This is a genomic window from Hyphomonas chukchiensis (assembly GCF_000682695.1).
GTDB classification, from domain to species: Bacteria; Pseudomonadota; Alphaproteobacteria; order Caulobacterales; family Hyphomonadaceae; genus Hyphomonas; species Hyphomonas chukchiensis.
Genome location: NZ_AWFG01000001.1, coordinates 270,077 through 296,094 on the forward strand (window position 1 = coordinate 270,077; position 26,018 = coordinate 296,094).

General features: G+C 62.6%; 28 protein-coding genes. 12 read left to right on the top strand and 16 right to left on the bottom strand.

Features of this window, described 5'->3' with window-relative positions:
* Positions 1-37 precede the first annotated feature (37 nt).
* The 8 genes from HY30_RS01275 to petA form a co-directional block, all read right to left on the bottom strand.
* Positions 38-511, bottom strand: a complete 474-nt coding sequence (locus tag HY30_RS01275; RefSeq protein ID WP_034736114.1) for a YybH family protein — start codon at positions 509-511, stop codon at positions 38-40.
* 152 nt (positions 512-663) lie between these two features.
* Positions 664-1,065: a hypothetical protein gene (locus tag HY30_RS01280; protein ID WP_034736116.1), complete on the bottom strand. Its 402-nt coding sequence runs from the start codon at positions 1,063-1,065 to the stop codon at positions 664-666.
* Between the two features lie 107 nt (positions 1,066-1,172).
* Positions 1,173-1,964 carry a hypothetical protein gene (locus tag HY30_RS01285; protein WP_034736118.1) on the bottom strand — a complete coding sequence of 264 codons (792 nt, stop codon included), beginning with the start codon at positions 1,962-1,964 and terminating at the stop codon, positions 1,173-1,175.
* 66 nt (positions 1,965-2,030) lie between these two features.
* Complete coding sequence (locus HY30_RS01290; RefSeq protein WP_034736120.1) at positions 2,031-2,909, bottom strand: S-methyl-5'-thioadenosine phosphorylase; 879 nt, start codon at positions 2,907-2,909, stop codon at positions 2,031-2,033.
* Positions 2,906-3,355: a GNAT family N-acetyltransferase gene (locus HY30_RS01295; RefSeq protein WP_051614610.1), complete on the bottom strand. Its 450-nt coding sequence runs from the start codon at positions 3,353-3,355 to the stop codon at positions 2,906-2,908. The genes HY30_RS01290 and HY30_RS01295 overlap by 4 nt, the downstream gene beginning before the upstream one ends.
* Positions 3,356-3,420: 65 nt before the next feature.
* Entirely contained in the window at positions 3,421-4,464 is a 1,044-nt protein-coding gene (locus HY30_RS01300; RefSeq protein WP_034736127.1) for a cytochrome c1, read from the bottom strand.
* Between the two features lie 19 nt (positions 4,465-4,483).
* A complete protein-coding gene (locus tag HY30_RS01305; RefSeq protein ID WP_034736129.1) occupies positions 4,484-5,944 on the bottom strand; it encodes a cytochrome b in 1,461 nt (486 codons plus the stop codon).
* Positions 5,945-5,959: 15 nt separating this feature from the next.
* Positions 5,960-6,532, bottom strand: a complete 573-nt coding sequence (petA, locus tag HY30_RS01310) for a ubiquinol-cytochrome c reductase iron-sulfur subunit (RefSeq protein ID WP_034736772.1) — start codon at positions 6,530-6,532, stop codon at positions 5,960-5,962.
* Positions 6,533-6,716: 184 nt separating this feature from the next.
* Between petA and hemF the strand changes: the two genes are divergently transcribed.
* Together hemF and HY30_RS18945 are read left to right on the top strand one after the other, a co-directional pair.
* The gene (gene hemF / locus HY30_RS01315; RefSeq protein WP_034736773.1) at positions 6,717-7,601 is read left to right on the top strand and encodes an oxygen-dependent coproporphyrinogen oxidase; all 885 of its coding nucleotides are present in this window, start codon (positions 6,717-6,719) and stop codon (positions 7,599-7,601) included.
* A gap of 146 nt (positions 7,602-7,747) precedes the next feature.
* Entirely contained in the window at positions 7,748-8,197 is a 450-nt protein-coding gene (locus HY30_RS18945; protein ID WP_162176877.1) for a TspO/MBR family protein, read from the top strand.
* Here the strand turns inward: HY30_RS18945 and HY30_RS01325 are convergent.
* From HY30_RS01325 to HY30_RS01340, 4 genes are read right to left on the bottom strand one after another with little or no spacing between them, the layout of a single operon-like run.
* Entirely contained in the window at positions 8,181-9,404 is a 1,224-nt protein-coding gene (locus tag HY30_RS01325) for a CCA tRNA nucleotidyltransferase (protein ID WP_034736131.1), read from the bottom strand. The genes HY30_RS18945 and HY30_RS01325 overlap by 17 nt on opposite strands.
* A complete protein-coding gene (locus HY30_RS01330) occupies positions 9,391-9,807 on the bottom strand; it encodes a DUF6111 family protein (RefSeq protein WP_034736133.1) in 417 nt (138 codons plus the stop codon). Before HY30_RS01330 ends, HY30_RS01325 begins: the two co-directional genes overlap by 14 nt.
* A 59-nt stretch (positions 9,808-9,866) precedes the next feature.
* On the bottom strand, positions 9,867-10,493 hold the full coding sequence (locus tag HY30_RS01335) for a CoA pyrophosphatase (RefSeq protein ID WP_034736135.1): 627 nt from the start codon (positions 10,491-10,493) through the stop codon (positions 9,867-9,869).
* A 5-nt stretch (positions 10,494-10,498) separates the two neighbouring features.
* Positions 10,499-11,086 carry a DUF1285 domain-containing protein gene (locus HY30_RS01340; RefSeq protein WP_034736137.1) on the bottom strand — a complete coding sequence of 196 codons (588 nt, stop codon included), beginning with the start codon at positions 11,084-11,086 and terminating at the stop codon, positions 10,499-10,501.
* Between the two features lie 74 nt (positions 11,087-11,160).
* Between HY30_RS01340 and HY30_RS01345 the strand changes: the two genes are divergently transcribed.
* Genes HY30_RS01345 through HY30_RS01365 form a run of 5 tightly spaced genes read left to right on the top strand, consistent with a single transcriptional unit; the run spans position 11,161 to position 18,320 of the window.
* Positions 11,161-12,159 carry an AAA family ATPase gene (locus HY30_RS01345; RefSeq protein ID WP_034736139.1) on the top strand — a complete coding sequence of 333 codons (999 nt, stop codon included), beginning with the start codon at positions 11,161-11,163 and terminating at the stop codon, positions 12,157-12,159.
* 2 nt (positions 12,160-12,161) lie between these two features.
* On the top strand, positions 12,162-12,542 hold the full coding sequence (locus HY30_RS01350; RefSeq protein ID WP_034736140.1) for a hypothetical protein: 381 nt from the start codon (positions 12,162-12,164) through the stop codon (positions 12,540-12,542).
* Complete coding sequence (locus tag HY30_RS01355) at positions 12,539-13,405, top strand: DUF58 domain-containing protein (protein WP_034736141.1); 867 nt, start codon at positions 12,539-12,541, stop codon at positions 13,403-13,405. The genes HY30_RS01350 and HY30_RS01355 overlap by 4 nt, the downstream gene beginning before the upstream one ends.
* Positions 13,402-16,284 (top strand): DUF4159 domain-containing protein, encoded by a 2,883-nt coding sequence (locus HY30_RS01360; RefSeq protein ID WP_081812000.1) that lies wholly within the window; start codon positions 13,402-13,404, stop codon positions 16,282-16,284. The genes HY30_RS01355 and HY30_RS01360 overlap by 4 nt, the downstream gene beginning before the upstream one ends.
* Complete coding sequence (locus tag HY30_RS01365; protein WP_034736142.1) at positions 16,281-18,320, top strand: hypothetical protein; 2,040 nt, start codon at positions 16,281-16,283, stop codon at positions 18,318-18,320. The genes HY30_RS01360 and HY30_RS01365 overlap by 4 nt, the downstream gene beginning before the upstream one ends.
* Before the next feature lie 238 nt (positions 18,321-18,558).
* On the opposite strand, the gene HY30_RS01370 is transcribed toward HY30_RS01365, so the two are convergent.
* Positions 18,559-19,488 (bottom strand): LysR family transcriptional regulator, encoded by a 930-nt coding sequence (locus HY30_RS01370; RefSeq protein ID WP_034736143.1) that lies wholly within the window; start codon positions 19,486-19,488, stop codon positions 18,559-18,561.
* 134 nt (positions 19,489-19,622) lie between these two features.
* Between HY30_RS01370 and HY30_RS20285 the strand changes: the two genes are divergently transcribed.
* Positions 19,623-20,096: an MORN repeat-containing protein gene (locus tag HY30_RS20285; RefSeq protein ID WP_034736144.1), complete on the top strand. Its 474-nt coding sequence runs from the start codon at positions 19,623-19,625 to the stop codon at positions 20,094-20,096.
* Between the two features lie 19 nt (positions 20,097-20,115).
* Here HY30_RS20285 and HY30_RS01380 read toward each other — a convergent pair whose 3' ends face one another.
* Together HY30_RS01380 and HY30_RS01385 are read right to left on the bottom strand one after the other, a co-directional pair.
* Entirely contained in the window at positions 20,116-20,607 is a 492-nt protein-coding gene (locus tag HY30_RS01380; RefSeq protein WP_034736145.1) for a GNAT family N-acetyltransferase, read from the bottom strand.
* A 64-nt stretch (positions 20,608-20,671) separates the two neighbouring features.
* Complete coding sequence (locus HY30_RS01385; protein WP_034736146.1) at positions 20,672-21,574, bottom strand: 1-acyl-sn-glycerol-3-phosphate acyltransferase; 903 nt, start codon at positions 21,572-21,574, stop codon at positions 20,672-20,674.
* 255 nt (positions 21,575-21,829) lie between these two features.
* On the opposite strand from HY30_RS01385, the gene HY30_RS01390 reads away from it, so the two are divergent.
* From HY30_RS01390 to zapE, 3 genes are all read left to right on the top strand, one after another.
* Entirely contained in the window at positions 21,830-22,261 is a 432-nt protein-coding gene (locus HY30_RS01390; RefSeq protein ID WP_034736147.1) for a helix-turn-helix domain-containing protein, read from the top strand.
* Positions 22,262-22,354: 93 nt separating this feature from the next.
* Positions 22,355-22,984: a rhomboid family intramembrane serine protease gene (locus HY30_RS01395; protein ID WP_241765624.1), complete on the top strand. Its 630-nt coding sequence runs from the start codon at positions 22,355-22,357 to the stop codon at positions 22,982-22,984.
* Positions 22,956-24,119 (top strand): cell division protein ZapE, encoded by a 1,164-nt coding sequence (gene zapE / locus HY30_RS01400; protein WP_241765608.1) that lies wholly within the window; start codon positions 22,956-22,958, stop codon positions 24,117-24,119. Before HY30_RS01395 ends, zapE begins: the two co-directional genes overlap by 29 nt.
* Here zapE and HY30_RS01405 read toward each other — a convergent pair.
* Complete coding sequence (locus tag HY30_RS01405; protein WP_051614614.1) at positions 24,106-25,053, bottom strand: LysR substrate-binding domain-containing protein; 948 nt, start codon at positions 25,051-25,053, stop codon at positions 24,106-24,108. The genes zapE and HY30_RS01405 overlap by 14 nt on opposite strands.
* A gap of 288 nt (positions 25,054-25,341) precedes the next feature.
* On the opposite strand from HY30_RS01405, the gene HY30_RS01410 reads away from it, so the two are divergent.
* Entirely contained in the window at positions 25,342-26,010 is a 669-nt protein-coding gene (locus tag HY30_RS01410) for a carbonic anhydrase (RefSeq protein WP_034736149.1), read from the top strand.
* Positions 26,011-26,018: the final 8 nt, after the last annotated feature.

Below are 26,018 nucleotides of genomic sequence, written 5' to 3' on the forward strand. Positions count from 1 at the left end.
GCCTGCATTGACGCGCCATGCAAATGCGGAATCTGATTCAGTCGGCAGAAGTTGTCGTATCGGAAACGATCAGCCACTCACCGTCTATCTTTCGCATGACCAGTGTATACAGGCCCGATGGCCGGTCGCCGTCGCGTTCCAGCATCCAGGCACCATGGGCAATCGCCGCATCGGGCGAAAGCATGACAATCTCATAATCGGTTGTGGTCAGCCTGCCCATGAGCTCGGGCGTCCCATAGACGCGGTGATAACGGGCATTTGTCTCGTCCCAGCCACGCGTAACATTGCCGCCGGAGGCAAACCGCAGCTCTGGCGAGCGCCAGTAGCCGTCCATGAAGGCATCGATATCACCCCGGTTCCAGGCCGTATCCTGCGCGTTGAGCACAGAAACGATGGCCGCGGTCTCGGCCGCAGCGTCCACGGGCTGCACAACGTGTGCCGACGCGGACGGCGCAGTGGCACAGGCCGCCAGTGGTAGTGACAGGGCCAATGCGGCCAGCAGGTGTTTCATGGCAATCAGCCCTCATGCAGCAGGATTTGCTCACCCCACCTTAGTCATGTTCCCCAAACGTAAAAGGCCCGGCATGTCGCGAAATGGACATGCCGGGCTGCTCACGGCGAACCGGCGGGGTGGGACACGGATCGCCAGGAAGAGGTGGGGACCTATTGGTCCTCGATCTTCAGGTCGAGCTGGGAACCGATATCAATGTCGGGTTCCGGTTCGAATTCATTGGTGATCCGCGTGTCGACATCCGTCTCAGCACCGAGGTCGGCATCGCCCTGCGCTTCAGCTTCAGTATCCGCGCCAGCTGCCGCTTCTGCATTTGCCTCGACTTCGGAAATGGGCATGCCTGCCTCTTCGCGTGTTTCAATATCCATCACGTCATCAGGATAGGGCTCGCCGTCAGCCATGATGTCAGCACCGGTTTCCATTGCCGGCGGCTCGATATCAATCGAGGCATCGGTTGAAGGTGTGGTGGTCGTGTCGATGCCGGAAACCTGCGCATAGGCAGGCATGGCAAGAAGGGCCACGATGGCGGCAGTTGCGGTGAGTGTGCGTTTCATGACGAGGCTCCGTTTGCTGGTCCTGAGCAACTGACGCCCAAGTGACCACAACGGTTCCTGCCGCCCGGAAAATGCCCCGAAACGGCCGCGTTTCGCCCTTCAGGCGATCAATGCAGCTCGGCTTCCTTGGCAACCGGCCCGCCATTCGTGGCGGCGACGGTTTCATCATCTTCCGCTTCGATGACGTCTTCTTCCACGTCCTTCTCCACCTTGCGGCGCCCGAGCGGCCCCCGAATATCGGCATGCCGGTCGTACTGCATATTGTAATATTCATGCGCTGTGTGGGTCAGCGGTTGCGGGGTCAGGTGCAGGCCATAAGTGCGCAGGCGCTCAACAACTTCGTCGCGCAGGTACATGCCCGGCAGGGCATCCTGGGTGAAGCCATGGCTCTTCATCCAGTCTCGGACATGCCAGCTGCGCACGGTTCCGGCATCAGAAGGGCGGGCGCCATCGTGCACTTCCCACATGTAGAGCGTGGCAATGCCGTTGATCACTGCGTCCATCGCATCATCCAGCGCCGCAGCAGGGTCGCGCCCCTGGGCGAGGACTGCGCGCAGGCTCATCTTGCGCGCTTCGAGTTCCTGATAGGTCGCGCCGACCACTGCAATCGCGTTGCGATTGGCACGGATCATGGTGGAATTGACGCCGTCGAGCTGGGGATGGCGGATCGGCAGCAGCGCGTCCGGCCCGGCCTCGTGATTGGCGGCGAGCTGGGCCACTTCCGTCACCATGCGCTGCAGGTTAATGCGCAATTCGTGGCTGACGCCCTCGAGCGCAGACTTCGCGCCGTCGCGTTCGTCATCACGCACACGCCAGAGCTGCCAGGCGATCAGCAGCGCGGCCGCAATAAGCAGACCGAGGCCGCCGGTGAAGAAGGTGTAGAAATCCGACTCGCTCATTCTGAGGTCCCCTTCAATCGTCCCGCCGCCTCCCAAGGCCAGCCTTTGGTCAATTGAAAGAAAACCTTAACCTTGCAGGGCGCGGCCTGCAATCACCTGAAGTTTCGCGAGCAATTCAGGGTCACGCGCCGATGGCGCCGTGATCAGCGCATAATCGAGGCATGTATCGATACCGTCCGGAGAGGGTGTACGCTCCGTTCCGCTCAATGTTTCCGCGAGTTTGACGACGGCCTGGCGGGCTAGCGCGCTGTTCTGGCCCATGATTTCCAGCACATTGGTCACGCTGACGGCCTCTTCCTCTTCGCGCCAGCAATCATAGTCGGTGACCATGGCGAGCGTGGCATAGGGCAGCTCAGCTTCGCGCGCGAGCTTGGCTTCGGGCATGGCTGTCATGCCGATGACGTCGCATCCCCACTGGCGATAGAGCCTGGATTCGGCCAGCGACGAGAATTGCGGGCCTTCCATGGCGAGATAGGTGCCGCCCCGGTGCATTTCCGCGCCAACGGCTGCAGCGGCATCGGCCGCGAGCGCGGACAGTCGGGAGCATACAGGGCGCGCCATGGAGACATGCGCGACCATTCCCGGACCAAAGAAGGTGGATTCCCGGGCCACTGTGCGGTCGATGAACTGGTCCACGGCGACGAAATGGCCCGGAACGTATTGTTCCTTCAGGCTGCCGCAGGCCGAAATGGAGAGGACATCGGTCACGCCGGCGGCCTTCAGCGCCGCTATATTGGCGCGGTAGGGCACGCCTGTCGGTGTGAGCCGGTGGCCCTTGCCATGACGCGGCAGAAAGACAAGTTCGACATCGCCGATACGGCCCCGCACCAGCGTATCAGACGGCGCGCCCCAGGGCGTCTCAACCGTCTCTTCGCGGCGGTCCTGAAGGCCATCGATCTCATAGAGGCCAGAGCCGCCGATTATGCCGAGTGTCCATTGGGTCATGTATCAGTCCTGAAAATCTTGCGCATGCCGAAAGGCGGCGGGGAAAGCGGGTTGGGTGTCGTCAGCACAACATCATCTGCGGGCCTGTAATCAAGCGCCTGATAGAACACGATCAGGCGAGGCTGATCCGCCCTGATGGCCAGCTGCGCACCTTCAGCCTTTCGCGCACGGCCCATGCGTTCCAGTTCATCAAGGATGACGGCGCCAAACCCGCGCTTCTGAAAGCCCGGTAGCACACCGATCCGCTTGATCTCGATCCAGCTTCCCTGCCCGCCGGGCCCCGGAACGGGCACAAACCGGCCCGAGCCGATCGGTTCACCGTCGACTTCAAGAATAACCCCGCCGCCCTTGGCAAGCTGGGCAGAAACGCTTTCCGGCGTTTCGCGAAAGACGGTGGATTCGGCGCTGACACGGCCGGTCCAGATGCGGCGCGTCAGGGCCTCCATCAAAAAGCCGTCCGCCACGGTCGCGTGGCGGACGGCTAAATTGTGGGCCTTTGCAGGCAAGGCGCCTAGTGCTCGACCTTGCGCCAGATGCGCTTGTACGAGAACCAAAGGAGGACCGACAGAATGCCCAGATAGATCATGACCGGCAGGCCAAGCGACTTGCGGGTGATCTGCTTCGGCTCGCTGGCCCATGCCAGGAACTGGGCTACGTCATGGGCCATCTGTTCCGTTGTCGCCTCGGTGCCATCCGCGAAGGTGACGCGTCCGGGGGTCAGCTGAGGCCCCATGGCGAGGAAACCGCCGGGAGGTGACCGGCGCGGATCGCCGATATATTGCGGGGTCGTGTCGCCCGCCATGTAGGGATTGTAGTACTGGCCAGCAGGCTGGATCAGCAGGCCGGCATCGCCGTGCTCGCCTTCAGCCGCTTCATGACCTGCAATATCGACCTTCGACATGTCGATGATCGTCTGCATTTCGGCAGGCGTCGACACTTCAGCGACGTCGTCGCTTGGATCATCCGGCGTGCCATTGTCCGACGCAGGGGTCGTCACGGCGGCCGGTGTCACTTCACGCGTGCTGATCGCATCTTCATGCGGGTAGCCGGAGAGAAGGCTGTAAACATAGCTGGCGCCGCCATGACGGGCCTTCACGATAACCGACAGATCCGGAGGCGCCGCACCATTGTTCGCGGCGCGGGCAGCGTTCACGTTGGCGTAAGGCGAGCGGAACTGGTCGGCCGGCATTGCAGGGCGGAAATCATAGTCACCGACTTCATTCGGAGTCGGGCTCTGGATTTCAACATCGGCAGCAAGCGCTTTGACGAACGGGTTGTCGTTCGGATTCGGATAGTCCGGATCGTAGAACGGGCCGCCGGGCTCACCCAGGTTGCGATAGCTCATCAGCTTCATCGAGTGGCAGGACGAGCAGACTTCCCGGTAGACCTGATAGCCACGTTGAAGGGACGGCATGTCGAACTGGCCGGTAATGCCATCGAATGGCCAGCCACCCTCAGGTTCATGCGGGTGGGCTGCGGCGCCGCCTTCGGCATGCGCCATGGCTGCGAGGCTAAGACCGGCAAGACCGGCAGCGAGGATGCGGAACGCTTTCATGGAATTCCCTCGAGGCTCCCTATTCGGCCGGAACGGCGGTGGCTGTCGACGCCTTGTGGCGCTTGAGCACGGATTTATGGATGGATTCCGGCAGTTCCTTCGGCTTCTCGGACAGACCGATAAAGAAGAGCATGAAGAAAAAGCCGAAGTAGCAGATCGTCAGAATCAGTGAGAGCTGGGCGAACTGGAAAGTCGGCGCGGCAACGGCGGCCAAGGAAGGGTTGGCATCTTCCGGCAGGCTTTCCATGAAGCGCTTGGCATCAAGATAGGCTTCGCCGCCACCCTTGTATTCGCTGGTCGCTTCCTGACCGTTCTCCGTATAGCTCACAACGAGGACTTTCTCGCCCTGAAGCGCCGGGATCACAGCTGCGTCAGGCGCTTTCGCACCGCACCAGCCGAGCAGAAGGCAGACCACGACAAAACCGAAGAAGAACTGGCGCGCGACCGGGCGGTAACGCATCGACTTCACTTTCGACGTGTCGAGCCATGGCAGCACGAACAGGATGGCGATGGCCGCGAACATGAAGATCACGCCGAGCAGCTTGGCCGGGATCGGGCCGAGATCGAACGTGATGGCGCGCAGGATGGCGTAGAATGGCAACATGTACCATTCGGGCACGATGTGCGCCGGCGTGACCAGCGGGTTGGCCTCAATGGCCTGGTCGGCATGGCCGAGCGCGTTCGGGGCGTAGAAGACGAAGGCCGCGAAAAGGATCAGGTAGAGCACAATCGCGAAGCCGTCCTTGATCGTGTAATAGGGGTGGAACGGCACGGTGTCCTTTTCCACGTCCTGCACTTCAACGCCGGTCGGGTTGTTGTTGCCTGGCACGTGAAGCGCCCAGATGTGCAGGATCACGACAGCGGCGATCATGAATGGCAGCAGGTAGTGCAGCGAGAAGAAGCGCTGGAGCGTCTGGTTGCCGATCGACGGCCCGCCGAGGATCCATGTCTGAAGGCTTTCACCGATCAGCGGGATGGCGCCGAACAGCGACGTGATCACGTTGGCGCCGTGATAGGACATCTGGCCCCATGGCAGCATGTAGCCGAGGAAGGCCGTAGCGATCATGAGCAGGAAGATGACACAGCCGAGAATCCAGAGGATTTCGCGTGGCGCCTTGTACGACCCGTAATAGAGGCCGCGGAACATGTGGATATAGACGGCGAAGAAGAACATCGAAGCGCCGTTGGAATGGATATAGCGGAGCAGCCAGCCAAACGGCACGTCGCGCATGATGCGCTCGACCGAGGCGAAGGCGCCGTTGACGTTCGGCTCGTAGTGCATCGCCAGGATGACACCTGTCAGGATCTGGACGACGAGGCAGATCGCGAGGATGCCGCCGAACGTGTACCAGTAGTTCAGGTTTTTCGGCGTCGGGAACGTGATCGCCGTATCATTCGCAAAGCGGATGATGGGCAGGCGCTTGTCGAGCCATTTTTCGAAGCCGGTATTGGGCGTGTAGGATGATTCATGTCCGCTCATCAGAGATATCCTTCCTTAGAGGGAAATGTTGACTACGGTTGCCGACACATACGTGTAGTTCGGAACCGGGAGATTCGACGGGGCCGGGCCTTTGCGGATGCGGCCGGATGTATCGTATTGCGAGCCGTGGCACGGGCAGTACCAGCCGCCATATTCGCCGGTGTTGCCCTGTGCAGGGCCGACAGGCACGCAGCCGAGGTGGGTACAGGCACCAGACGTGATCAGGATCGCGCGGTTAAGCTTGCCGTCCTGCATCGGGCGCAAGCGCTCGTCATCGGTTTGAGGGTCGCGCAGCGTGGCAATGTTGACGTTCTCGGCGGCAGTGATCTCTGCCGGCGTACGGTGACGGATGAAGAAAGGCTTGCCGCCGATCAGGACGCGGATTTCGCTGCCCAGCGGCACTTTGGAGATATCGACATCCAGGGCCGACGCGGCGCGCGTATCGGCAGCGGGGTTCCACTGGTCGACAGCTGCGATCGCGAAGCAGGCGGCGCCACCAAATGCCACGGCGCCGGTGGCGATATGGATAAAGTTGCGGCGATCTTCATCGACGGCTTCGTCATGGGAATGTGCAGTTTGATCAGTCACGCTGTACCCGTCCTTCAAGGCAGAATCTTGGCCCCGTATTACACAAGCCTCCCTCCCCTGCCCATTGCGGCAAGGCGACACGGGAAGCCCGGTAAAACACTTATCCGACGCGCGTTATCCTGACTTGTGGCCTGTGACAACAGCGCGCTTGTCGCAGGAGCGCCAACAGCGCATCAAAAGCAGCATGACCGATCCTGATCTGAATGCCCGCAAGACCCGTGCAAGCGCATGGTTCAAATCCCTCCAGGAGGACATCTGCGCCCGGTTTGAAGCGCTTGAAGATGCGGCTGCCCCGCCCCTCTATAAAGGCCCTGCAGGCCGGTTCGACCTGACCGAATGGTCGCGAGGCGACGGCAGCGAAGACCTCGGCGGCGGCCGCATGGGCCTGATGCGCGGCCGGGTGTTCGAGAAGGTCGGCGTCCATTTTTCCCTTGTACACGGGACTTTTTCGGAAGCTTTCGCCGCCCAGATCCCCGGCGCAGACCAATCGGACGGCCAGTTCTGGGCCAGCGGCATCAGCCTGATCGCCCACCCGCGCAACCCGCATGTGCCCGCCGCACACATGAACACGCGCATGCTGGTCACCAGTGACAGCTGGTTCGGCGGCGGCGGCGACCTTAATCCCCTGCTCGATTACCAGCGCAATCAGGCCTTTGAAGATTCTGTGGATTTCCATGCCGCGATGAAGGCCGCGTGCGATTCGTATGACGGCGCAGATTTTGTCGCCATGCGCGATCATTGTGATTCCTACTTCCATCTCGCCCATCGCAACGAACCGCGCGGCACGGGCGGAATTTTCTACGACCGGTTCAATTCGGGCGACTGGGAAGGCGATTTCGCATTCACGCAGGAGGTCGGTCGCCAGTTCGCCGATATCTATCCGAAACTGGTCGCCCGCCGCATGAACCGGCCCTGGAGCGAAGCCGAGCGCGAGGAGCAGCTGATCCAGCGCGGGCGCTATGTCGAGTTCAACCTGCTCTATGACCGGGGCACGACATTCGGCCTGAAAACGGGCGGCAATGTCACCAGCATTCTCTCCAGCATGCCGCCCGTGGTGAAATGGCCCTAGGCCATTCCTGCCCTGCGCAGTGCAGTATGGCGAAATAATCCCTGTTTTCAACGATCTGTCATGACGGAGGGCCATTAGGCGCGTACAATCACCCTATGGTGGTGGTACGCGAATATCCCTTTCCGTGGGCAAGCGGGGTTCTGGTCGTGGCCAGCGCCCTGGTCGCGTGCGGCCTTGGCCTGATGGTGGTCGGCGGCGGATCGCTGGATTGGTATGCGAGCCTCGCAAAGCCGCCTTTGGTGCCGTCTGGCCCTGCCGTGATGACCGCCTGGCCTGTCGCACTGATTACAGTTGTGGCGGGCGCACTCATGGTTTCGAAGGCGGCTGGCAGCTTTCGGGCGGCGAGCAGCGCGCTCGGCCTTTATTTCATGCTTCTCGGCCTGGGAATGGTCTGGAATCTCGCCTTTTTCGGGCTTGAAGATACAGGCCTTGCCTTCTGCATCATGGCCAGCCTGCTTCTGATGGCCTTTGCCATGGTGCGCGAGTTTGACCGGCATTCGCGGACAGCGGCCCTGATCCAGCTGCCTTATCTGGGTTGGCTGCTGTTCGCGTCCTACATGACCGCGTCGCTCTGGGGCGTTAATCCGGGCGCTTGAGCAGGGCGAGCAATTTTGTGCGGCCCATCGTGAAATCACTATCGATCCAGGCCGCTTCTGCCACGCGGAGGGCCTGACCAATCTCTGGGCCGCTAAGCCCGGCCGCCAAGGCGTCATCGCCCCCGACAGGAAAGACAGGCCGGTTCCAGCCGTCAATCATTGCGAGACGCGCAAATAGCCCCTCTGTTCGTTCCGTCTGGGCTGCCTCAAGGACGGCGCGATCCGCCACGGCTTCAGCGCCATAGGCATAGATCGCCGCATGCAGGTCCTGCGGGGCGAGGCCCTCGACATGATCCATGCCGGCGCTGGCCCAGGCCGACAGGCGCCTGTGTTCCTCATTCGAAAGCTTCAGGCGCGCAGCCATTGCATCCACTTCCCGTCCGCGCCGGGGCAAGAGCGCCATGACACGCCGCATCGGGTCGGTGCTGAGGCCGGCCCGCTTCTCTGCCTCGCGCAGTGCTACGAGGCCGCCCGCCTCGGTGCCCGGCAGCACCTGGTCCAGCACGCCCGATTCCTCCATGGCCAGCACGGCCGCTGATGGATCCGGCGCGCTGAGCAGCTTTTTCAGCTCTTTCCAGATACGCTCGGCCGCAATCTTCTCGAGGCCCTGCATCTGGCGCGCGCAGGCCGCGAGCCCTTCCGGGTCAATCGTTTCGCCATACCAGGCGTTGAAGCGGAAGAAGCGCAGGATCCGCAGATAATCCTCGCGCAGGCGCTCATCGGCATTGCCAATGAAAATGACACGGCCCGAGACGGCATCGGCCACGCCTTCGGCAATCGGTTCAAAAACCCGGCCACTCAGATCGGCATAAAGGGCATTCAGGCGAAAATCACGGCGCGCGGCGTCTTCTGCCCAATCCTCGGTGAAGGCAACGACCGCCCGGCGCCCGTCCGTCTCGACATCGCGGCGCAGCGTGGTGATCTCGAAGGGGCGGCCCTTGTAGATGGCCGTGATCGTGCCATGATCGATGCCCGTGGGCAGGGCGCGGAGGCCCGCCGCTTCCAGCGCCGCCATCGTGGCCTTCGGCTCAAGCTGCGTGGCAATATCGATATCGTCGTCGTCCTGCGTGGTGCCGCGAAACACGTTGCGTACGCAGCCCCCAACAAAGCGCGAGCCGCCGGGACGCGCGGCTTCGAGCGCCGCCATAACGGCCTGCGTCCCCTCCCCGCTCAGCCAGGATGGCGAAATCGGGTCAATCGGGGTCATCAGGGCTGTCGGATTCAACGGTTTCCGGATAGCGCGCCTGGATTTCCGAAGGATCATGCGCATCGGACGGGCCATCAGCGCCCTGAGGCACGATGCCAGGATCACGCTTCAGCGGGACGCCTACATCTCGCACATTCTGTTCGCACGGATAATCGCGCGCGGGAATGATCTCACCATTCTCGAACCGGGCGGGTTCGTGGCAGACATCGCGCTCCTTCTTCTCCAGCAGGATCAGGATGAACCAGACAGCCGTCGCCAGGACCAGGCCGATCAGGAACAGGATCTGGATCGGCCATTTGCGCCGCCCTTCGACCTCCGCATTGGTCGTGACCAGCACATAGAGCCCGAACACGAGGAACGGGATCGAAAAGATAAAGAGCTCAAAAACGAGTCTGCCGGCCAAAAGTCCCCTCCAATTCAGGTCTCTGTCTAGATAAGCCCCCAAGGGCCCAATCCAAACCCCTAATCGCCCCCTTCATATAGCGTCTGGTAAAGGCGGCGGATAATCCCGGCCGTCACTCCCCAGATACGATAGCCATTATGCGGCATCTCGTAATACTCGCGGTTCTTTCCCTTGTACGTGGCATGGCCCATCTTGTGGTTGGCGGTATTCATCAGGAAATCGAGCGGCGTTTCGAATACATCGGCCACTTCAGTCGGGTCCGGGACGGCGATAAAATCCGCCGGAAGCACACCCAGAACAGGCGTGATCCGGAAGCGCGTTCCGGTCACATAAGGCGCCGCCTTTCCGATGACATCGACATCCCCGGGCACGACGCCAACCTCTTCTTCAGCCTCGCGCAGGGCGGCAGCGACCTCGTCCACGTCAATCGGATCGACCTTGCCGCCCGGAAAGGCGACCTGCCCCGGATGGGAGGCCATGGTGGTCGGGCGCACAGTGAGGAGAGCCGTGGCGCCGCTTTTGCGCGGGATAATGCCGATCAATACGGCCGCAGGCCGGATGATGGCCACTTCTTCCGGCGTCAGGAAATCCATGTCGCCGGTATCCTGCAGCGTCATTTCATCCATGGGCGGCGTCAGCCGGGCAGCGGCGCGCGTCAGGAAATCATCAAGATTGGTATAGGGCATGCGGCTCAGGCTGCTGCGCCAAGGGGGAAGAATACGCCCTGGCTCCAGACACCGAGCACAGTTTCGTCTTTCGGATCGGTCTCTGCCATGTCGACCAGTTCATAGAAGGCAGGCCGGGCGAGCTTGGCCTCCAGCCGTCCGCGCACCAGGACATAGGGCGCAGGTTCGCCGGTCTCGGCATCGGTTTCGACGCGGATCGGATTGTCCGGCCCGGCCACGGCCACATCGCCGACATTGGTGAGGAAGGCGAGCGCCTGCTGCGGCCCTGCCTCCCCGGCGCGGTCGACGCGCACGGCAATGAAGGGCGCATCCTCGACATCCACGACGACTTTTTCATAGGGCGTGACGAGATAGGTCTTCCCGTCTTCATCCTTGCGCAGGATGCGCGAGAACATTTTCACCATGCGCTCGCGATTCATGCGACCACCTTCATGCCACCAGCTGCCATCGGCGCGGATGGCCATATCAATATCGCCACAATTTTGCGGATTCCACGAATCCACAGGCGGCAGCTTCCCGGACAGCTTGCCATCCGGCAGGATAGCCTTAAGCGTCTCCTCTAGGCTCAATGTGTTGTCGGGACTGGATTTCACGTCTCACTCCGCCATGATGAGGCCTTAGACATAGGTTTGTTTACCAGATACGTGAAGCCGGAGGCGCTCTTTATATGGCCGATACTGCAGTCGATACGAATGACATAGTTGCCGAAGCCGAAGCCGCCACCGAGACATTGGCTCAGGTGAAGACTGAAATCGGCAAGGCCGTCTTCGGGCAGGAGCGTGTCATCGAGCTGGCCTTGGCCGCTGTTCTCGCAGGGGGTCACGCGCTGTTGATCGGCGCGCCGGGCCTTGCCAAGACGCGCCTGGTCGAGGCCATGGGCACCGCGCTTGGCCTGTCGAACCAGCGCATCCAGTTCACGCCGGACCTGATGCCGTCGGATATCCTTGGCTCCGAAGTGATGGACGAGACCGCCGAAGGCCAGCGCAGCTTCCGCTTCCTGCGCGGGCCTATTTTTACCCAGCTGCTGATGGCCGACGAGATCAACCGTGCCAGCCCCCGCACGCAGTCTGCCCTCCTTCAGGCCATGCAGGAGCGTCATGTGACCGTCGCCGGCATGCGCCACGACCTGCCCGCGCCCTTCCATGTGCTGGCGACGCAGAACCCGATCGAGCAGGAAGGCACCTATCCCCTGCCCGAAGCCCAGCTCGACCGTTTCCTCTTGAAAGTGGATGTCGCCTATCCGGACCTGGATACCGAGCGCCGTATCCTGATCGAGACGACCGGGGGCGCCGAAGGCACCGTGCGCGCGGCGCTTGACGCAGACCATCTCATGGCGATCCAGGCGCTGGTGCGCCGCATGCCGGTCGGCGAGAAGATTGTCTCCGCCATCCTGAACCTGATCCGCGAGGCGCGGCCCGAGCAGACATCTGACGCGCGCGTACAGCGGCTCGTCGACTGGGGCCCAAGCCCGCGCGCCGGTCAGGCCCTTATGCTGGCGGCGCGTTCCCGCGCCCTGCTGCGCGGACGTCTCGCGCCTTCGATCGAGGACGTGGAAGCCCTCGCTGAGCCGTGTCTCGGCCACCGCATGGCCATGCGCTACGACCCGACCGGAGAAGCGCCAAGCCTCACCGACCTGATCAACGACCTCGCGCGGAAGGTGGGGTGACTATGCGGACGGCCGTACTGGCCCTCGCGTTCTTGACAGCCGCCTGCGCCTCGCCCGGAACGGAACCGGGGCGCAAGGCAGCGGGCGCGTGCGCGAACAGCGTCAATGCGGCGATGCAGTCCTCTCGCGAATTCGCCTTCCAGCGCAAGGAGCGCATGAAAGTGATGCGCTTCGGCTCCGAGGCGGCCATGAATGCCTATGTTGCGCAGACCGACCGTCTGACCGCTGAGGCTGATCGTCTGGAGACCCGCCTTATGTTGCTCCGCGATCAATATAACGCCGTTCCGAATCGCGGGCCTGTCCCTGTGGATCAACTGACGGCCGAAGACGTGGATGCCCTGATCGCCTCCGCCGACACTTGCGCGGCAGGGTTTGTTCAATGACGCCCTCCTCCGATCTTCGCGCTGAAGCCGAGGCGCTGGCCCGCCAGCTGCCGAACCTGAACTTCAAGGCCGAGGCCTCTGAAGCGGCGCATATCGGAAGTGCGGGGCGGCGCCGCGCTGGCACGGGCGAACAGTTCTGGCAGTATCGCCACCATATGCAGGAAGACGCAGCCGACCGCGTCGACTGGCGCCGGTCGGCCAAAGGCAATGACCTGTTCGTGCGCGAGACCGAGCTCGAAACCGCGCGCACGGTGCTGTTCTGGTGTGACCCGCACCCGGGCTTCAACTGGAAGGGCGAAGGCGACATCCGTACCAAGGCGGACGAAGCGCGCCTCCTGATGCTGGCCCTCGGCCTGATGATGTCCAAGGATGGCGAGCGCATCGGCGCGCTGGGCGCAGGCCGAACGCCCAGCTTCGGCAAACGGGCCGTTGATCGGCTGTCGGAGGATATTTCCAATGGCGCGGACCGCCCCTTCCCGCCGCCCCCGCGCACCTCGGCGACGCTCGTCATCGCGTCCGACTTCTATGATCCGATCCCGGAATGGCAGGCGCGGCTGAAACCACTCGCCGCCAAATGCCCCGAGGGCGTTCTGCTGGCTGTCGCCGCGCCCATCGAACTCGATTTTCCTTTCCAGGGCCGCGTGAAGCTGCACCGGCCCGGCGCCATGGTTGACCGCATCCTCGGACGCGCCGAAACGATGCGCGATGAATACAAGCGCAAGTTTGCCGAACAGCGCGACGCCCTGCAGACACTCACCACCCAGATCGGCTGGCGCCTTGTGACCCACACGACCGCAACGCCCAGCCTGCATGGCGCCGCCCGCCTGAAAATGGCGCTTGAGAGTTTCGGGGCGCGCGGATGACAGCGCTTGGCCCTTTCCTCTTCGGTGCGCCGCTGGCGCTGTTCGCGCTCCTGGCGCTGCCAATCATCTGGTGGGTGCTGCGGGCAACGCCGCCTGCGCCGAAAGATGTCGAACTACCGTCACTGCGCCTGCTCGAAGGCGTGGAGCCGAAGGAAGAAACACCTGCCCGCACGCCCTGGTGGGTCTGGCTGATCCGCACACTGGCGGCCGCAGCCGCCATCGGTGGCCTCTCCCAGCCCGTTTATGCGCCGGGCGCGAAAAATGAAGCAGCCGATGCCGGCGGGGCATTGCTGGTTGTCGTCGACAATGGCTGGCCCTCGGCGCCGCGCTGGAGCGAACTGGTGGATGCGGCCACAGCCACGCTCGATACCGGCGGGCGCGACGCCCCCACTCACCTCCTGCTAACCGCACCCCAGACACTGAACGCTGATCCGGCCACGCGCCTGTCGCGCGCCGACATGGCCAAACGCCTCAATTCCCTGCGCCCGCAGGCCTGGGCCACCGACCGGACCGAAGCGCTGAAGCGGCTTAAAGACTCCGGCCTCAAGCCTGATCGCATCTTCTGGGCCAGCGACGGCGTGGAGGATGAAGGCGGGCGCGCCTTTGCTGCTGCTCTCTCCGCGATGGCGCCGCTCTCGGTCTATGCGGCGCCCCCCACCGGGCCGGCAGCTATCACGGGAATCTCGTCGCAGACGGACTCGGTTTCGGTCACCCTTCGCCGTGTGCAGCCGCGCGGCGAGGAGCGCAGCTTTGTTTCCGCCCTCACGCTGGACGGATCGGCCCTTGCGACCTCCGAAGTCGTGTTTGCTGTAGGCGAACGCGACGCCACGGCCAGCTTCTCCATTCCCGCTGCCGCCCTGTCGCGCATAGCGCGCTTTACCGCAACGGGCCGCCAGGGCGCCGGAACGGTCTGGCTCTGGGACTCCTCTGACCGTTCCCGGCGCGTAGGTCTCGTCGATGCGGGCGCCGCCGCGCAGCCGCTCCTCTCCGACATGCACTATGTCCGCAAGGCGCTCGAGCCGTTCGCTTCCATCACAGAAGGCACAATTGAATCGCTGGTCGCCACGTCCCCCGACGCCATCATCCTGACCGACATTGGCCAGATCCAGCCCGAGGATGCAAAACGCCTGACCGACTGGGTCGAACAGGGCGGCGCGCTGATCCGCTTTGCCGGGCCGCACCTGGCCTCTCAAGGCGATGACCTGTTGCCTGTCGCGCTGCGCCGTTCCTCCCGCGCGCTGGGCGGCGCCCTCGCCTGGGATGAACCGCAGGCCATGGCGCCCTTCCCTGCGACATCGCCCTTTGCGGGCCTCTCCATTCCGGCCGATGTGCGTATCCGCCAGCAGGTCCTCGCCAAGCCCGCGCCGGATCTCGGGCGCAAGACATGGGCGCGCCTCGCTGATGGCAGCCCACTGGTTACCTCAGATTCTCGCGGGTCGGGCACGCTGATCCTGTTCCACATCACGGCCGGGCCGGACTGGTCGAATCTGCCCTATTCGGCGACCTTCGAGCAAATGCTGCGCCGCTCCATTGCGGCCGGGCGTGGGGAAGCGGTCAGCGACGCCGAGGGCGCCTACACGCCGCAACTGGTTCTCGACGGCTATGGCCGTCTCGCGGCAGCAGGCGCCAGCGCCGCGCCCCTGAAGGCCGCCGATTTCGGCACGGTCAAACCCTCCGAAGCCCATCCGCCGGGCCTCTATCAGGGTCCCTCAGGCACGCGCGCCCTCAATGCCGGCGCCGGAGCCAAGCCGAACCTGATCGATACATGGCCGGTGTCTGCCCACCTGCTTGGCGATGCTGAGGCCCGCTCGCTGCGCCTTGCTGGTCCGCTGCTCTCGCTCGCCGCCATCCTTCTCGTGCTTGACTTGTTTGTTGCTCTCTTGGTCGCTGGCCACCTGCCTCGGTTAGGCCGCAAGGCGAAGGGCGCCGCCGCATTGCTCCTGATCTGCGCCATGGCCACCGCCCTGCCCCACAGCGCTGAAGCCCAGTCCTATCGCTACCAGCAAATGCCGGACGGCTCCTTCCGCCGCGTCTCGACAGCGCCGCAGGTTGAGGCGTTGCCCCGCACCGGCAATGCCACCCAGAAGGAAATCGACGCCGCGCTGACAATGCGCTTCGGCTATGTCGAGACAGGCAACCGGGCGCTGGATGAGCGCACGCGCGCGGGTCTCTCAGGCCTCTCATCCGTTCTGAGCCTGCGCACATCGGTCGAGCCGGCCGAGCCGGATTCCCTCAACCTCGAAACCGATGCGCTGGAGCTTTACCCGCTGATCTATTTCAGCGTGCCGGAAGGCGCCCCGCCCCTTTCGGAAACTGCCATTGCACATCTCAACACCTATCTCCGCTCCGGCGGCGCGCTGGTGATCGACACACGGGCGGGCGGCACGGTCGGAACGGACACGGATGTTGCACCGCTGGAAAAGCTCCTCGAAGGCCTCGATGCCCCGCCGCTGCAACCCGTGCCGGCCAATCATGTCCTCGGACGCAGCTTCTACCTCCTCGATGATTTTCCCGGCCGGTTTGCCAATCGCCGTCTGTGGATCGAGAAGACGGGCGGGCCGAATGCCCCGCGCGGCGACGGCGTCTCGCGTCTCTTCATCGGCGATGCTGACTGGATCTCGGCTTGGGCCGTGGATGAACGAGGGCGCGATCTTTATTCCGTCGATGGCGGGCCGCAGCAGCGTGAAATGGCACGGCGCTTTGGCGTTAATCTCGTAATGTATGTCCTCACCGGCAACTACAAGGACGATCAGGTTCACCTCCCAGCCCTCCTGGAGCGTTTGGGTGAGGGTGAAAACGGCGACAAGGGGACCGACGCAGGTGGCGCCATCGCGCCGGACGACTTGAGGGGCACCGCTCCCGGGAGTGAGCCACAATGATCGATGCCACGCGCCTCAGCTTTGAGCCCTTCCTCGGCTGGCCGGTGTTCTGGCTGGTTGTGGCGGTCGCAGTTCTCGCCTGGGCTGGCTATGTCGTGCTGCGTGGCAGGGCCGCGCTCACCCGAGGTCTGGCTCTGACTGTGCTGGCAGCGGCCCTTTCCAATCCGTCCCTTGTGGAAGAGGAGCGCGAGCCCCTCCCCTCCGTGGCCGCCCTCATTCTTGACCGATCCGAGAGCATGCAGTTCGGCGACCGGGCGAGCGCCGCCAATGCCGCGTTCACAGCGCTGAAATCAAAGCTGGAGGCCGACTCGTCACTGGAAGTGCGTGTGCTGGAATCCGATCCGCACGATGACGGCACGCATCTCTATGGCGCGCTGGAAGGCCTGATGGCGGACGTGCCGCGCGACCGGATTGCGGGTGCAATTTTTGTTACCGATGGTCAGGTCCATGACCTGCCGACAGGCGCGGACAAGGGCAGCGCGATCGGGCCGGTTCATGGGCTTGTCGTCGGCGATCCGGACCGCGGCGACCGGCGTGTGCAGATCGTTGATGCCCCCAATTTCGGCATCGTCGGCGAAACGGCGAATCTTGTCGTGCGCGTCGATGATCCTGATGGCGGCGAAGTCGAACTCAGCGTGTCGCTGAACGGCGGTCAGGCCGAGCGCGTCAAGGTGAAGGCCGGTGAGGATACGCCGCTGCCCATCGAGATCGAGCGGCGCGGTGAAAATGTGATTGTCGTCGAAGTGCCGCCGGGGCGTGAGGAACTCACGCTGGCGAACAACCGTACGGCCTCCACACTGGCAGGCGTGCGCGACAGGCTGCGCGTGCTGCTGGTGACCGGCAAGCCGAACCAGGCCGGCCGTGTCTGGCGCGACCTCTTGAAATCCGATCCATCCGTGGATCTTGTCCACTTCACCATCCTTCGGCCGCCCTACAAGACAGACTACACGCCGACGGACGAACTCGCCCTCATCGCCTTCCCGACTGAGGAATTGTTCGAAGACAAGCTGAAGGATTTCGACCTCATCATCTTCGACCAGTATGAGCGCCGGGGCGTGATCACGCAGTCCTACCTCGCGAACATGGCGCGCTATGTGACCGACGGCGGCGCACTGCTGATCGCGGCGGGCGAACCGTTCGCCGGTCCGGGCAGCCTTGCCCGCTCTCCCCTCGCCGCGGTGCTGCCTGCCTCTCCGACCGGACGTATCCGTACGGGCGAGTTCATCCCGGAACTGACCGAAGTCGGCAAGCGCCACGCCGTGACGGCGCCGCTTGATGGCCAGAAATGGGGCGGCTGGATGCGCTATATCGAGGCCACCGCGCAGGCGGGCGACGTGCTGATGAGCGGGCCGGACGACAAGCCGCTCTTTATTGTCGACCGCGTCGACAAGGGCCGCGTGGGCATGCTGATGTCCGACCAGATCTGGCTTTGGGCGCGAGGCCATGATGGCGGCGGCCCCTTCTCGGAGCTCATCCGGCGCACGGTCCACTGGATGATGAAGGAACCTGAACTGGAAGAGCGCCGCCTCAGCCTTGTGGCAGAAGGCGACACCGCAAAAATGGAACTGCGGACCCTGCTCGACACCGCCCCACCACTGCAACTGGAAACACCGGAAGGCCGCATCCTCGAACCCATCTGGCGAGAGAAGGCGCCCGGCATCTTCACGGCCGAAGCGCCCATTGATCAGCTTGGCCTCTACCGGGCTGAAGCCGGCGGACTGGAAGCGGTGGCCCTCAACGGCCCGGCGAACCCCAAGGAATATGCCGACCTTCAATCGAGCACCGAGATCATGGCGCCTTTCGCGAAGCAGACCGGCGGCGCCGTATTCCGGCTAAATGCGGCGGGCACGGATCTTCCGGATATACGCCGCGTCAGCGCGCGCGGGGCAGCGGCGGGCAGCAACTGGCTCGGCCTGCGCGAGCGCGGCGCCTATGCGGTGCGCTCATCGACAAGCCAGCCGCTGCTGCCCGGCATCCTGGCGGCAGGCCTTCTGGTGATCCTGTTGATCCTGGCATGGCGGCGCGAAGGCCAATAGGCGACGACGAGGCACCTACACAAACAAACGATTGGGTTTTCGGCTTTCGCAAGAAGGCAAATGCCAGGCAGCGGGGATACACTGCCTGGCAAAGTGCCTTTTTGCAGTGATGTGGTACTGGGTGGGGGACGCGCCACATCACAAAGACATGTTCAGTTACGACAGCATACTCATGACTACAATTGAGTAATTATCGTTTATTTGTGCGCAATAGTTTCAAGTTAACCTTTGAGGGAATTCACGGCATGCGTTTCAACCGCTGAGCATTTTCGCGGCTAAGCGTACGCGCCACGGAATCGACGCAGCCGAGAAGATCCCGAATATGCGGCTCCTGTTCGGCCTCTCGCCGGAAGCCGATGCCAACGCGATAGTCGGGTATCCCCGGAATCCGCTTGCCTTCAAGGCGGCCGCTATCAAGATGGGCCTGCGCAAGAGACACCGGGATGATTGTCAGGACGTCAGACATCATCGAGAGGTTCATGCAGGCTGTCGGGCTATAGAGCGTATATTGGGGGGCATCGGCGGCGGCGAGGGCTTCAGCCATGCCATCCGGCAATTGACCATCCAGATAGTCGAGATAACCGGGGAAGGCCCAGGGAAAGGCCAGCAGCGACTCAAAACGGTTGTCCATCTCCCTGATCGGATGGTTCGGCCGGAACACCATGATATAGGCTTCAGACATGATCTCATTGAACCGCAGCCGGCCGGCATGCGGCATGGCTTGCAGGGTCGACATGTTGAAAATGACCACATCGGCATGGCGTTGCACGAGGGATTCGACAGCGGCGTGCGGTGACATCACGTCGGCCCGGACACGCATGCGGGGCGCAACCTGTCGATAGGCATTGATCACCGTCGGCAGGAGGATGTCATAGGCGATGGGCCCGCCGACAATCTTGAGTTCCCGGTCACCGGACACGGTCTCGCGCATCACCGTCGCTGAAAAGGCCAGCAATTCCACGGCCCGTGGATACAGGCGCTCGCCGGCCTCGGTCGGCACGACTGACCGCGTGGTGCGATAGAAGAGCGGCGTGTCCCAGGCCTCTTCGAGCGTCTTGATGGCGCGTGTGACCGCCGAGTGCGTCAGATGCAGTTCCTCAGCGGCCTTGGAGAAACTCAGCAGCCTGTAGACGACCTCGAAATACTGGATCAGGCGGAGATCCGTCATTTGTCACCCCCATGCACAAGACGCGCCTATTGGTCACTAATCCGCGCAGGCCAGATTGGCAATCAGGCCTGTCGGCAGACATGCGCGCACGGGCAGTTTGTGATAGACTGAGAGTTCATCACACGGAGGCCGCCATGCGATATTCCCAAACAACACTCATCAGTCTGGCTGCGCTCATCTGTGTCGCCTGCGGCCCGAAGGCCCCCACACCGCAGGACCCCGTCGCGCCGGTTCCGGAATCAGACGGTGCGGCACTTCCTGCAGCCCCCACCCCGACTCAGCTTGCTGCACGCGCGGCTGAGGCCAAGGCACTGGAAGTCGCCGCAAACTTTGAACCGATCGAGCAATATGCCGATGACATCTATGAAGGCCCTGCCCTGATGGCGAGCTATCAGGGTGAGACAAGGGGTGGCGTCTATGAAGGCTATGGCGTGCTGACACTTCCCGACAGCGGTGTCGTGATGGCCGGCCTGTTCGCGAACGGCTTCCTGAATGGCCCGGGCACCGAGCGCGACATGCAGGGCGAACTGTTCCACGAAGGCATGTATATTGACGGCGTGCCGGCGGAATACACCCTGCCTCTGGATCAACGCTCCAAAGGCGGTTGAGTCCGAAACACCTGCGTTCTTAGAGGGCCGTGACCAGACCCGAAAGCTGGCTGGCGTCGCCTGCGAGGCTTTTCACCATGACGCGACCCTGGTCCTGCGGCCCGGGGAAAACAAGCTGGCCGCGCGGCGTCACTTCAAACCCGATCTCGCAGAAATAGGCTGGCGCACCGATAAGCACGGCTGCCGGCCAGCCTGCGGCTTCACCCGCCTCAAGCGCAGCGACCGTAACGGCCTGCCCAAGTCGGCTGCCGCGCTGTTCCGGCGTCACAGCAACCGGGCCGTAAAACAAGGCACGTGTGCGGGCCTCCCCCACGACGAGCGGCCAGACACGGCAGACAGCGACGATCTCACCATCCAGCACGGCCACGCGGCTGATCTCAGGCAGGGAATGGGAAAATTCGCGCAAGCGCTCGGCCGTCTTGGCGAAATGGCCCGGACCGAACGTAACATCGAACAGCGACTCAATGGCGATGGCGTGGAGAGCGGGGGTTTCAGGAATGATTTCAAGCATGGCGAGCGCGTCTAGAGCGCATCGCTGGCAAGTTCAAGTGACGCTTGCCGTCACACTTGCAGCGTCAGGGCTTAAAGACGGCAGCAGGGTTGGTGAGAAGGTCGTAGGCGACATGATGCTTCAGCTTCTCCGTGAGAACGCCTGCGTCACCCTCAAGCAAGGCCGGGTCAATTAGCTGGCCAAATGTCATGCTGAATTTCGAGCCGCGCTTGTTCAGCAATTCATGGAAGAGCGTGATGTCGCGCAACTCGTCATTGAGGTCACAGAACAGGTAATAGAGCGCAGAATTCCGGGCATCTACATTGAGCGGCAGGATAGGCGCCTTCTGCTTGCGGGCGAGACCGATCACGGTGGAGAACCAGTCCTTCTCCTGCAGCACACCATCGACGCGGCGGGCCAGCCGGCCCGAGGGAAAGATGACGACGCATTTCTCGTCGCTGAAGGCCTCGGCCGCGCGCTTCAGTGTCTCGCGCGTCTTGGCGGGCGTGCGCTTTGCGGCAACCCATTCGACGGGGATGATGACGTCCTCGAATTTCGGGTTCACCCGCACGGCATCCGCATTGGCAAAGAAAATGATGTCGTCGCGCACCTGTTTCAGCAGGTCCCAGACGGCGACCCCATCTGCAAGGCCGGTCGGATGGTTGGCGGCGATGATGAGCCGGCCGGTTTTCGGCATGCGCTGAATGCCATCTATCGTGAGGTCGAAGGACAGCTGGTCTGACAGGAGATCGAAGGACTGGCGCCCGTTCAACTGGACAATCTCGTCGGCCATGCGCCGCGCCTTGCCATAGCCGAGCACCTTGTAGAGCGCCGGACGCACCAGAGGCCACGACCAGTGCCCCCTGATGTGCGGGCAACGCTCCTCAATCAGCACGTCGACAATATGCTTGTCTGCCGCGCTGTCATCGACGTGGAAGGCCGATACAAGCGGCGCCTTGCTGGCTGGCGGCAGGATTTCGTCTGTCATGAAATTTTTTTGCTTTTTTCTTCGCGTGCGTTTCCCTGTCGCGCAGCATACATGAACTCCCCTTACGGGAAAGCGGATGCGGCAGGGTTGGAGGCCTCAAAAAACTTTCCCGAAAGAGCCGATCTGTTGAGATTTCAACACTTCGGAAAGTTCTGCTTTACCAAGCTGTAAGGCCCCGGTGGCAAGGTCATCTCCAGACGGGCGCAGACAGACACAGACGCTCAGGCAGCAATAACCTTATCGGGGTAGAGTAGTATGAAAGTTCTTTGGGTAGAAGATCACGAGCCGGTCCGCGACATGTTGGCGATTGCCGCCGACAAGGCCGCCCGCTCGCGCATCCAGGTGGATCTCGTGATGGCGCCGACATTGATGGCTGCCGAAGCACGCCTCCGCCTCGAACGCTTCGATCTCGTCGTCCTCGACCTTGGCCTGCCTGACAGTGTTGACCCTGACATGACAATCGCGCGCGTTGCCAATATGGGCAAATACCGCATCGCCGTCGTCTCTTCGATGGATACGCGGGACCAGGTTGTTGAAGCGGCGCTGCGTTGCGGCGCGAATATCGCCCCGAAAGCCGTGTTCAAGGCCACGTTGCCCTTCAATCGCTTTATCCAGCGCCCGGACACGTTCGAGGATTTCCTGCTCGAACAGATGCCTGCTGCTGCCGCACCGGCCCGCGCGGCCTGAGCGAATACCCCTCATGGGAGCTTGTGCTTGCAGACTCCCCAATGACCTTGCTAAGCCGCCCGGGTTAACCCTTCGGGCGGCTTTGCCCATTTGATGGACCCGAACGCCATGGACGCCCTGCTCGTCTACCCTGCCACACTTGTGCTGATCGCCCTGAATGTGATCGCCAGCGTCCTGGCGTTCAACAATCGCGACCTGTTCGACCGGTACTGCTTCTGGATCAAGCCGATCCGGGAAGGCGAGGAATGGTTCCGCTTCGTCACGTCGGCCTTCCTGCACGTCAATGGCATGCACCTCTTCATCAACATGTACGTGCTCTACACGTTCGGAAAGATCCTCGAAGCCTATGTCGGGTCTGGCGGCTTCCTGATCCTGTACGCGGCCTCCATGCTGGGCGGGAATGTCTGGGAATATGCAGACAAGCATAACCAGCCGAACTACCGCGCCGTCGGTGCCTCGGGCGCCACATCCGGTGTGATCACGGGCTTCTGCCTCTTCTATCCTTTCGCGATGCTCTACCTCTTCTTCGCCATCCCCATGTGGGCCATCGTTTTTGGCGTCGGCTTCATCGTGGTCAGCTTCATTCTCTCCCAGCGCGACCAGACCATGGTGGCGCACGGCGCCCACCTCGGCGGCGCGCTGACAGGTCTCGTCATCGCGATGCTGCTGCGTCCGGCTGCCTGGCGGGAACTGATTGAGCAAGTGGCGCACCGCATTGGCTGATGACAGCAATATCTCGGTGCTCGACCGCTACGAGGCGCGGATCGCCGAAGGCCTGATCGATGCCGATAGCGCGCAGGCCAAGGCCGCCGCGCGCCTTGATGACCTCGCCCGCAGGCTGGCCAACAAGAACAAGGGCGGCTGGTTCTCGAAACCCGCGCCTGTCCATGGCCTCTACATGTGGGGCGGCGTCGGACGCGGCAAATCCATGCTGATGGACCTCTTCTTCGAGGCAGCCCCCGTCACCCCGAAACGCCGTGTTCACTTCCATGAATTCATGGGCAGCGTGCACGACATGCTTGGCGAATGGCGCAAGCTCGACGCGAGCGCGCGCAAGCGGTCACAATGGCGCGTCAAGGGAGCCGGCGACGACCCGATCGCGCCAGCCGCGAAACGCATCGCCTCAGGCGCGAGCCTGCTTTGCTTTGACGAATTCCAGGTGACGCAGATTGCCGACGCAATGATCCTGTCGCGCCTGTTCGAAGCCCTATTCGATGAGGGCGTCACCGTCGTGGCGACATCCAACCGCCATCCGGACGATCTCTATACCGACGGCATCAACCGTCCCCTCTTCTTGCCCTTCGTCGATATACTGAAAGCCAATTGCGACGTGTTCGAGCTGACATCCGACCGGGATTACCGCCTCGACCGGCTAAGCGAAGCGCCCGTCTGGTACGCGCCGCTTGGGCCCGAGGCAGACACGGCGCTGGACAAGGCCTGGAACCGGCTGACGCTTGGCGCGACGCCGCAGCACTGCACGTTGAAGGTCAAAGGCCGCAAGCTGGAGGTTTCGCGCGAGGCAGCGGGGACGGCCCGTTTCACCTTTGAGGAATTATGCGCCCGCCCCCTCGGCGCCCGCGACTATCATACGATCGGCGCCCATTTCCACACCGTGTTCCTTGAAGGCATTCCCCTGCTCTCGCCTGAGAACCGCAACGAGGCTGCGCGCTTCGTGATGCTGATCGACGAGCTTTACGAGGCGAAGGTCAAACTCGTCGCGAGCGCCGCCGCCGAACCGGATGCGCTCTATCCCTCAGGCGATGGCAGTTTCGAATTCCAGCGCACCGCCAGCCGCCTGCACGAGATGCGCTCAACCGAATATTTCGCCGAAGCACACAAACAGGTCACCGACGTTTGATCGGTCGGGCAGCGGGCTGGAACGCATCTGAATCCAGCAAGTCCATGGCCACGTCGCGGAAGACGAGTCCAAGTGCTTCAATGTCCCGGCCCAGCGGCGAGCCCGTGCGCCAGATCAGGCTGACATCGCGGGTAGCAAGTGGATGGCGCAGCGGCCGAACCACCTGGCCCGGGTCGCGCTGGGCTTCCACCACGGCATAGAGATTGGGCAGGATGGCAACGCCCGCTCCCATGGCCGACATCTGCCGCATCGCATCCAGTGATGTCCCCTCATATTCCGTACTGACATGCGCACCGGCAGCATCGGCCAGCATCTGGATCACGACGCTGAGCCGGTGGCCGAAACCGAGGCTGAGCAATTCCCTGCCCTGTAGCGCACTGATATCAACGGGGCCTTCACCCTGGGAAAGTTCGTCATCCGGCGCGGCGCATATGAAAAGCGTTTCCTGAAACAGGGACATGCTTTCGCTGTTCACATGGTCCTCCGGCGTCGAGATGATCATGTCGAGACGACCGTCATTGAGCTTTTCCTCAAGGTCGATCGTGCGCTCCTCACGCACGCTCATGCGCAGGTCAGGGAACAGGCGGTGGAGTTCCCCCACCGCACTCGGCAGAAGATAAGGCCCGATCGTGGGCACAGTACCGAGACGGTAGCGGCCCGCGACACGCCCCTCCGATTGCCGTGCAACGGTCTTCAGGTCTTCCAGCTGCGTCAGGATTACGCGCGCACGACGCACCACTTCCTCGCCCGTGGGCGTCATGATCGCACCGTTGCGACCGCGCTCTATGAGCACGGTGCCGAGTTGCTCCTCTGCTGCGGCAATCTGGGCGGAGAGGCTCGGCTGGGAGACATTCAACAGTTTCGCCGCCTCGTGGAATTTACCGGTTTCGGCCACCGCGACGAGATACTGCAACTGTCGGAGGGTTGGACGCATCAGATATCCTTTGGATTGCGGATTTCATTTTGATAGGTTTTGACTATCGAAACAAGAGTGTTTTCGTATTGGAACTATGTATTGGAAGTCCCGAAATACCGGTTGTGCGAACGAACCGGAGTGCCCCCTTAGTGCCAGCGACAGACCTTAAAAGCCGAAGTGCTTGCCGCTGCTACAGCGAGGTCACCCGCTCAGCTGTGGATCCGCCGCGCAAGACCTGAGACGCCCACCGCGTCACACCTGACATCCTATCCAGCTTTCCTCCCACGCATCGAAAAGGAGTTTCGCATGCCACGCTTTGCTGCGGGCGTCGTCCGCTTCCAGAATAACGTCTATCCCGGCAAACAGGACCTGTTTGAAGAACTCAGCCAGGGCCAGTCTCCCGAGGCCCTGTTTATCACCTGCTCCGACAGCCGCATCGAAACGGCCATGATTACGCAGACAGAACCCGGCCAATTGTTCCATGCGCGCAATGCCGGAAATATCGTTCCGCCGCACACCGAGCATACCGGCGGCATGACAGCCGCCATCGAATACGCCGTAGCCGTCCTGCAAGTGCCGCATATTGTCGTGTGCGGACACACAGGCTGCGGCGCCATGAATGGCGCCATGCACCCGGAAGGCCTTGATGGCCTGGATCATGTGCGCAAATGGCTGGCCTATTCCAAGTCAGCAGTCGACATCGTCGACGAGCTGGCCCCGAACGGCACGCCGGAAGACCGGATGCAGATGCTGATCGAGCAGAACGTCCTCGTCCAGCTGCAGCACCTGCGTACGCATCCAAGCGTCGCGCGCCGCCTCGCCAAGGGCGATCTCGAACTGCACGGATGGGTCTACGACATCCGCACAGGCGACGTGTCCGCCTTCGACGCCGACCAAAACACATTCATCCGGGTTGATGCGCACTATGCCAGCCAGATCGCCGAACTTGCCGGCGATCATGACTGCGCCGCCTGACCCCCAGA

Bases quoted from the DNA above. Each gene is read 5' to 3' on its own strand.
- HY30_RS01275 (WP_034736114.1), bottom strand. From the start codon at position 511: ATGAAACACCTGCTGGCCGCATTGGCCCTGTCACTACCACTGGCGGCC.
- HY30_RS01280 (WP_034736116.1), bottom strand. From the start codon at position 1,065: ATGAAACGCACACTCACCGCAACTGCCGCCATCGTGGCCCTTCTTGCC.
- HY30_RS01285 (WP_034736118.1), bottom strand. From the start codon at position 1,964: ATGAGCGAGTCGGATTTCTACACCTTCTTCACCGGCGGCCTCGGTCTG.
- HY30_RS01290 (WP_034736120.1), bottom strand. From the start codon at position 2,909: ATGACCCAATGGACACTCGGCATAATCGGCGGCTCTGGCCTCTATGAG.
- HY30_RS01295 (WP_051614610.1), bottom strand. From the start codon at position 3,355: ATGGAGGCCCTGACGCGCCGCATCTGGACCGGCCGTGTCAGCGCCGAA.
- HY30_RS01300 (WP_034736127.1), bottom strand. From the start codon at position 4,464: ATGAAAGCGTTCCGCATCCTCGCTGCCGGTCTTGCCGGTCTTAGCCTC.
- HY30_RS01305 (WP_034736129.1), bottom strand. From the start codon at position 5,944: ATGAGCGGACATGAATCATCCTACACGCCCAATACCGGCTTCGAAAAA.
- hemF (WP_034736773.1), top strand. From the start codon at position 6,717: ATGACCGATCCTGATCTGAATGCCCGCAAGACCCGTGCAAGCGCATGG.
- HY30_RS01325 (WP_034736131.1), bottom strand. From the start codon at position 9,404: ATGACCCCGATTGACCCGATTTCGCCATCCTGGCTGAGCGGGGAGGGG.
- HY30_RS01335 (WP_034736135.1), bottom strand. From the start codon at position 10,493: ATGCCCTATACCAATCTTGATGATTTCCTGACGCGCGCCGCTGCCCGG.
- HY30_RS01345 (WP_034736139.1), top strand. From the start codon at position 11,161: ATGGCCGATACTGCAGTCGATACGAATGACATAGTTGCCGAAGCCGAA.
- HY30_RS01350 (WP_034736140.1), top strand. From the start codon at position 12,162: ATGCGGACGGCCGTACTGGCCCTCGCGTTCTTGACAGCCGCCTGCGCC.
- HY30_RS01355 (WP_034736141.1), top strand. From the start codon at position 12,539: ATGACGCCCTCCTCCGATCTTCGCGCTGAAGCCGAGGCGCTGGCCCGC.
- HY30_RS01360 (WP_081812000.1), top strand. From the start codon at position 13,402: ATGACAGCGCTTGGCCCTTTCCTCTTCGGTGCGCCGCTGGCGCTGTTC.
- HY30_RS01365 (WP_034736142.1), top strand. From the start codon at position 16,281: ATGATCGATGCCACGCGCCTCAGCTTTGAGCCCTTCCTCGGCTGGCCG.
- HY30_RS01370 (WP_034736143.1), bottom strand. From the start codon at position 19,488: ATGACGGATCTCCGCCTGATCCAGTATTTCGAGGTCGTCTACAGGCTG.
- HY30_RS20285 (WP_034736144.1), top strand. From the start codon at position 19,623: ATGCGATATTCCCAAACAACACTCATCAGTCTGGCTGCGCTCATCTGT.
- HY30_RS01380 (WP_034736145.1), bottom strand. From the start codon at position 20,607: ATGCTTGAAATCATTCCTGAAACCCCCGCTCTCCACGCCATCGCCATT.
- HY30_RS01385 (WP_034736146.1), bottom strand. From the start codon at position 21,574: ATGACAGACGAAATCCTGCCGCCAGCCAGCAAGGCGCCGCTTGTATCG.
- HY30_RS01390 (WP_034736147.1), top strand. From the start codon at position 21,830: ATGAAAGTTCTTTGGGTAGAAGATCACGAGCCGGTCCGCGACATGTTG.
- HY30_RS01395 (WP_241765624.1), top strand. From the start codon at position 22,355: ATGGACCCGAACGCCATGGACGCCCTGCTCGTCTACCCTGCCACACTT.
- HY30_RS01405 (WP_051614614.1), bottom strand. From the start codon at position 25,053: ATGCGTCCAACCCTCCGACAGTTGCAGTATCTCGTCGCGGTGGCCGAA.
- HY30_RS01410 (WP_034736149.1), top strand. From the start codon at position 25,342: ATGCCACGCTTTGCTGCGGGCGTCGTCCGCTTCCAGAATAACGTCTAT.